This is a genomic window from Haladaptatus sp., assembly GCF_049589095.1.
Classification (GTDB): domain Archaea; phylum Halobacteriota; class Halobacteria; order Halobacteriales; family Haladaptataceae; genus Haladaptatus.
Window position 1 is genome coordinate 1 of sequence record NZ_JBAWAC010000533.1, and the last position, 4,632, is coordinate 4,632.

General features: G+C 60.9%; 5 protein-coding genes. 3 read left to right on the forward strand and 2 right to left on the reverse strand.

Features of this window, described 5'->3' with window-relative positions; all coding sequences use genetic code 11:
- Window positions 1-57: 57 nt before the first annotated feature.
- A complete protein-coding gene (locus WBV42_RS16650; protein ID WP_423987017.1) occupies window positions 58-537 on the forward strand; it encodes a DUF6789 family protein in 480 nt (159 codons plus the stop codon).
- Window positions 538-587: 50 nt separating this feature from the next.
- On the opposite strand, the gene WBV42_RS16655 is transcribed toward WBV42_RS16650, so the two are convergent.
- Both WBV42_RS16655 and WBV42_RS16660 read right to left on the reverse strand, forming a co-directional pair.
- Window positions 588-2,339: a cbb3-type cytochrome c oxidase subunit I gene (locus WBV42_RS16655; protein ID WP_423987018.1), complete on the reverse strand. Its 1,752-nt coding sequence runs from the start codon at window positions 2,337-2,339 to the stop codon at window positions 588-590.
- Between the two features lie 138 nt (window positions 2,340-2,477).
- The gene (locus tag WBV42_RS16660; RefSeq protein WP_423987019.1) at window positions 2,478-2,879 is read right to left on the reverse strand and encodes a universal stress protein; all 402 of its coding nucleotides are present in this window, start codon (window positions 2,877-2,879) and stop codon (window positions 2,478-2,480) included.
- Window positions 2,880-3,107: 228 nt separating this feature from the next.
- On the opposite strand from WBV42_RS16660, the gene WBV42_RS16665 reads away from it, so the two are divergent.
- Both WBV42_RS16665 and WBV42_RS16670 read left to right on the forward strand, forming a co-directional pair.
- Window positions 3,108-3,911 (forward strand): SIR2 family NAD-dependent protein deacylase, encoded by an 804-nt coding sequence (locus tag WBV42_RS16665; RefSeq protein WP_423987020.1) that lies wholly within the window; start codon window positions 3,108-3,110, stop codon window positions 3,909-3,911.
- A gap of 94 nt (window positions 3,912-4,005) precedes the next feature.
- Window positions 4,006-4,533, forward strand: a complete 528-nt coding sequence (locus WBV42_RS16670) for a DUF6789 family protein (protein WP_423987021.1) — start codon at window positions 4,006-4,008, stop codon at window positions 4,531-4,533.
- Window positions 4,534-4,632 lie beyond the last annotated feature (99 nt).

The window sequence follows — 4,632 nt, forward strand, 5'->3', positions numbered from 1 at the left end:
AGTATATTCCGAACGAGGGGGAGTATCTATAAACGGCTTCCCGTCCTCGCTGTTACTATGTCACAGGAAGTTGCCGGATACGACAGCGATTCCGGTCTCCCCTCCTCCGTCGTGGAGGGTCTGCAGACCATCAAAGCAGGAATCGTGAGTACCGCTCTCATGCTGTTCATCTTTCTCGCCGCGGAGTCGGAATCGGGGTTCAAGCTCGGCGTCCCGGCCGCGATTGCGAAGTTCGTCAGGATGCCGGGGGACTTGTATCTCGGGTTCTCCGTCTTCGTTTTCATCGGCATCGTCGTTTGGCCACTGCTGTTCGCGGCAATCGAGGACAAGTTCAAAGTCCTGCCGGGGAGCGGGGATATCGCCGTTCGCGGCGTCATGTTTTCGCTCCTGCTGTGGTTGGCCTTCCTCGGCCTCGGTTCGACGGGGATGCAACTCGAAAGTTCTGCACTCCTCGTCCTCTATCTCGCCTTCAGCTTCCTCGCACACGTCGGCTACGGCTACTCGCTCGGCGTCTTCTACGGCCGGTTCACGCGGTAGGCGGCACCCCCGTCTGCTAAAAATCGAAAACGCTCGCCTATCTCAGCGAACTATCGCGACTCCAATTGCTCCTCGAACCACTGCCACTCCTTCGAGAACATGCCGTACTTCTTGAGGTTCCACACGTCCGCGTCGGTGACGATGTCGCCGTTGCGGTAGGACTGGAGCATGTTCCATATCCAGACCAGCGACCCGAGCGCGATGAGGACCGCGCCGAAGGATGCGATTTGCTGGAGGAGTTGGAATTTGACCGGGTAACTCGCGTACCGGCGCGGAAGTCCCATCATTCCGAGGACGATGAAGGCGTTGAACGTGATCATGACGCCGACGAAGGTGAGCCAGAAGTGGACCTTCGCGAGGGTCCTGTCGTACATCCGGCCCGTGAAGATGGGGAACCAGTAGTACACCGCCGCGAACATGCCGAACGGGATCAGTCCCATGATGATGAGGTGGAAGTGGCCGACGACGTAGTAGGTGTCGTGGAGGATGAGGTCCACGGGAATCGCGGCGAGGAAGACGCCGGTGACGCCGCCGATGATGAACGTCGCAATCGATCCCACACAGAACAGCATGGGCGCTTCGAGGCGGATAGCTCCGTTCCACATCGTCGAGATCCAGTTGAACGTCTTGACGGCGCTCGGCACCGCGATGGCCAGCGAGACGGCCATGAAACTCGCGCGGAGGCGCGGGTCCATTCCGGTGGCGAACATGTGGTGGGCCCAGACGCCGAACGAGAGCACGCCGATGGCCAGCGTCGAGTAGACGACGAACTTGAACCCGAACAGCTTCCGCCCCGAGAATTTCGGGATGATGAGGCTGATCAGCCCCATCGGCGGCAGGACGAGGATGTACACCTCGGGATGGCCGAAGAACCAGAAGAGGTTCTGCCACAACATCGGCCCGCCGCCCCCCGTCGCGAAGAACGTCGTCCCGAACACGCGGTCGAGCAGGAGCATGATGATGGCGCTGCCCAGGAGGGGGAACGCGAACAGGATGAGGCCCGCTTGCGTGAGCGCCGTCCACGTGAAGATGTCGAGTTCACCCCAGTCCACGTCCCGAAGCGTGAACGTCGTCACGATGATGTTGATCGCACCCAGCGTGGTGCTGATGCCGGAGAGGTGTAACCCCAACAGCATTATGTTGATCATCGGGTTCGGCCGCTGACGCGCCAGTGGCGTGTACATCGTCCAGCCGGTTTGCGGCGGTTCGAGGCGGAAGAACGGGCTCGCAGCGGCCATTCCGAGCACGGGTTGGATCACGTGCCCGATGATGTCCGAGAGGAGTCCGAAGCGAACCAACACGAACGCCGCCGGAAGCATCCAGAACGCGACGGCGTTCACCCGCGGGAACGCCATGTCGTCCGCCCCGATGAGTAGCGGCAGGAAGTAGTTGATGAACCCGAACAGGACGGGCGTGGCGAAGAAGAACAACATCGTCAGGCCGTGCATGGTGAACAGCCCGTTGTACGTCGCCGTGTCCCACACATCGACGCTGTGGGTGAACAGTTCCGTCCGTATCATCATCGCGTCCGTGCCGCCCCAGAAGAACGCGATGCTGCCGAACGTGAGATACAGAAGCCCGATGTCCTTGTGGTCCACCGTCGTCAGCCACCTGATGACGCCCGTCGGTTTCCCGTACCCGGACGGGAATCCGTGGGCGTAGCCGCCGTCCGCCTTCGCCTCCGGTTTTCGTCCGGCGCTGACGATGTCTTCGATACGTATCGAGCGAGCGAACAGGAGTGCGAGCGCTAGCAGCGCGACGCCGATTCCGACACCGATCGCGGTTTCTCCAAGCAGATTCATTGTAGTCCTCTCGTTACCGAATATCTCTCGGCTGGTAACCGTTGTTTCAGGCACGATGCGGCTCGTAATCCAACGTATGGCTGGATGGTTTGTAACCGACCGGTTCGTTCCCAGTCGGTGAAAACGGCCACCGTCATTTTACCTCGTGTCTTTCATCGGTATCCCGATCAACGGGTGCCGGGTTTGCATCAAAACGGACTGGGTGTTGCTCCCGAACACGACCTTTTGGGCCGGGCTTCGCTTTTGACTCAGGCCGATGGCGATTTCGTCCGCGTCGAGTTCATCCGCGGTGGTGAGGATGTCGTGAGCGGGGTCGCTTCCGTCCGTGTTCTGTTCCGTTTCGATATCGAACCGGTCCCCGAGTCGGTCCTGGAACACCGCCAACGCTTCCTGCCCTTCTTGGACTAACTCCTCGTCGTTCCCGCCGTGAATCGAGTTCAACGCGTGAACCTCGTCTCCCTCGTGGAGTCGGCCGTCGAGATACTCACAGATCCGCTCGCTCGTCTCGGCGCTGTCTGTTCCTGCAACGATTCTCGTCATAAATAACGCGAGTATCGGAAGAACCATAAACGAGTTGGCAGGCAAAATGATGTGTCCCGTCAGTACATATTTCCCCTCCCGTCGAAACGAAAAGCGGTTCCCCCCCTCGTAGACGAGGGAACGAGACATCCTCACTCGTTCACGGAGCGGTTCTCGAACGGCCGCCACGCAACACGTTCCGTAGCGGATTTCCACAACTATACAATCCCCGCACCGCTGTTCTGGAACATGGACGATATCGCCCGGCTCGCGGAGCGAGTTCGTGACGCCGAAACCGTCGTGGCGTTCACGGGTGCCGGAACCAGTACCGCATCGGGGATTCCCGATTTTCGAAGCGATTCGGGAATCTGGACCCAGTTCGACGAAGCTGACTTTCACTACCGTCGATTTCGAACCGACCCGGCGGCGTTTTGGACCGACCGCCTCGACCTCCACGAAACGATGTTCAGCGGCGAGGTCGAACCGAACGAGGCACACGACGCGCTCGCCGACCTCGCGGCGAACGGCCAGTTGGACGCCATCGTCACGCAGAACACGGACGGACTGCATGCCGAGAGTCTGAACGGTCACGCGGATGGCCAAGATGCCACCGAGTTGGTCGAACTGCACGGCAACGCCCACCGCGTCGTCTGTGAGTCCTGTGGGCGGACGGCCGACGCCGCTCCGGTGCGAGAACGCGTGCGATCCGGCGAACTGCCGCCCCGCTGTACCAACTGTGACGGCCTGTTGAAACCGGACGTGGTGCTGTTCGGGGAGCGGTTGGACGAGGGGACGCTTCGCCGCGCCCGGCAGTATGCGAGGCGAGCGGACGTGTTCATCGCCATCGGGTCGTCGCTCACCGTCGAACCGGCGGCGTCGCTGCCGCGAACCGCTACCCGCAACGGGGCGACGACCGCCATCGTCAACTTCGACCGAACGCCGTTCAGTCCGCGCGCGACGTTCGACGTCCGGGGGGACGTGACGACGGTGCTTCCGGAACTCCGTGCACGGGTCGTGACAGAGGGAAACTCCCTCGGAACTGAAACTCCCTGATTCGACGTTTCTCGGGCCAAATGTCCGGATTTTGTAAATATCTCCCTTCTGGTTTGGGTACTGTTTTTTGTCGGTGTACGTTCTACCTCTATCCATGGCAGAGAATGACTCACAACCGTCAGTGGAAGTCGATATCTCCGAGGAGGTCGTGGAACCGGAATTCGACTCCTTCACGGGAATCATCACCGACGGGTTCATCGGCGCGGTCGGCGGTCTCGTCGGCACTGCCGTCATGACCGCGATACTGCTGGTCGGAACCACGCTCGGAGCGTTCGACCTGAACTCGTTTGCCGTGTTGGCGCAGTTGACGGGCGTCGACGTGCTCCTCCCGTCGAACCCGGCGGCGGTCGGCTACCTCATCTTCCTCGGCGGCGGGATGGTGACGTGGCCGCTCCTGTTCGTCTCTATCGGGTCGTATCTGCCGGGTGAGAATTACGCCGCCAGGGGCCTCCCGTACGGGTTCGTCCTCTGGACCGGCTTCGTCATCGCGTTCTACGATGGCTACGTTGGGCTGTTGCTCGTCGTCTACCTCGTCATCACCCTCCTCGGACACCTCGCCTACGGCTTCGCCCTCGGCGCGGTGTTCGATTACCTCTCGAAACGCCCGACGACGCTGGTGTAGTCGGACAAAAACTCGATCTAGCGTTCGGGGTCCGCCGACGTCGTGTACTCCTTTTCCGGTTCCCGTTCGTGCTCCTCGAACGTCTCCACGAGGTCGCTG